Source organism: Thalassobellus citreus, from assembly GCF_044385915.1.
GTDB lineage: Bacteria > Bacteroidota > Bacteroidia > Flavobacteriales > Flavobacteriaceae > Thalassobellus > Thalassobellus citreus.
The window spans coordinates 1-1,461 of sequence record NZ_JBISCC010000062.1 but is presented as its reverse complement, the minus strand read 5'-3'; the positions used below and the strand labels follow the sequence as shown (position 1 = coordinate 1,461).

The window sequence follows — 1,461 nt, the reverse complement described above, 5'->3', positions numbered from 1 at the left end:
TGGGGTATCGTAGAAGGTAGGGTTTCAGATGAAATTGCCATAAAAAACAGAGATATTTTAAACACAGTTATGGCTCAGTTAAAAAAATTTGGTATTAATACCATGGAAATAGGTGCTATGGATGCCTATTTTAAAGTGGATGTAAATAGCATTAATAGGGAGACAAATTATAATGCATCCATACAAGTACCATCAAATTTTCATTTGAGTATGAGTGATGATACTTATTTGAGAGTTCAACCAAATTCGGCAGCAACATATACTTTAATGACCGTTTATCTTAAAGATAATACAACTATATCTGGAGGTAATTTAGTAGGAGATAGATTTGAACATGATTATACACCAATAAGAGATAATCATAATGTTTCACGTGATGAGCATGGTTGGGGTTTTTTGTTATGGATTATTGGGTCCGAAAATGTTGTTGTTGATAATGTAAATATAAGTAAAGCTACAGGAGATGGGGTGGTTTTTCATTCAGAAAAGCTTCGTAATGCAGATGGTACTTTAGGTCCCAACAATAGAGAAGTTAATAATGCTCTAATTAAAAACTTGAATATTGATGAATGTAGAAGGAATGGCATAAGTATTTTAGATGGAAGAAATATTACTATTGATAATTGTAATGTAACGAATACCGGAAATGGTGTCCAAGCTTATGACAATAATGGAGCTAAAATTTATAGTTCGGACGGTGTAGCTCCAAGATACGGATTAGATATGGAAGCTATTCGTACAAGAGATGATAACGGTATACTAGAGGAAACTGCTTTAATTGATAATATTATTGTCAAAAATTCAAATTTCACAGGAAATAAATCAGGAGATATTGTTTTATATACAGCGAGTCAAGTAATTATAGAAAACAATTATTTTGATAAATGGATTTCAAATAAAGCATCAGATACAGTAGAAATAATTAATAACACTTTTGAATCTAGAGACCCATCCTTTTTTGCTATATCTATAAATTCCTTTATGGATCCTTTTGGAAAGGAACTAAACCATGATTACCTTATAAAGGATAATAAAATAAAAAATTATAGTGTAGGAATTAGAGTTGCAGGTGAAAAACAAGAAGTAAGTAATAATGTTATTACTGATTGTACTACAGGGATTTACTTTATAAGTAACTTAATTGATGGTTATTTTAAAAACAACACAATAACTAGTTCATTAGGAGTTAGTTATGGTTATAGGAATTTTAGAGATTGTGATAATATACATAATGTTATAGTAAGTAATGATGTTATTAATGTAAACCATCGACCAATAAGTTTTATTAATATTTTAAATCTAAGCAATTTAAATGGTTCACAAATAACTTTTAAAGATTGTGATTTTAATACAAGTAACACAAATTTCAAATTGTATATAAAAAACGGAAAAAATATTGCTTTTGAAGGAAATGCTAGTAATACTGATTTTCAAATATTAGATTCAGAAAATATTACATTA

At 28.5% G+C, this 1,461-nt stretch carries 1 protein-coding gene; it reads left to right on the top strand.

All coding sequences use genetic code 11. The annotated features are described in order from the left end of the window. Positions 1-1,461: right-handed parallel beta-helix repeat-containing protein (locus tag ACH5TX_RS00310; RefSeq protein ID WP_439337569.1), on the top strand; the 1,461-nt coding region annotated here is incomplete at both ends.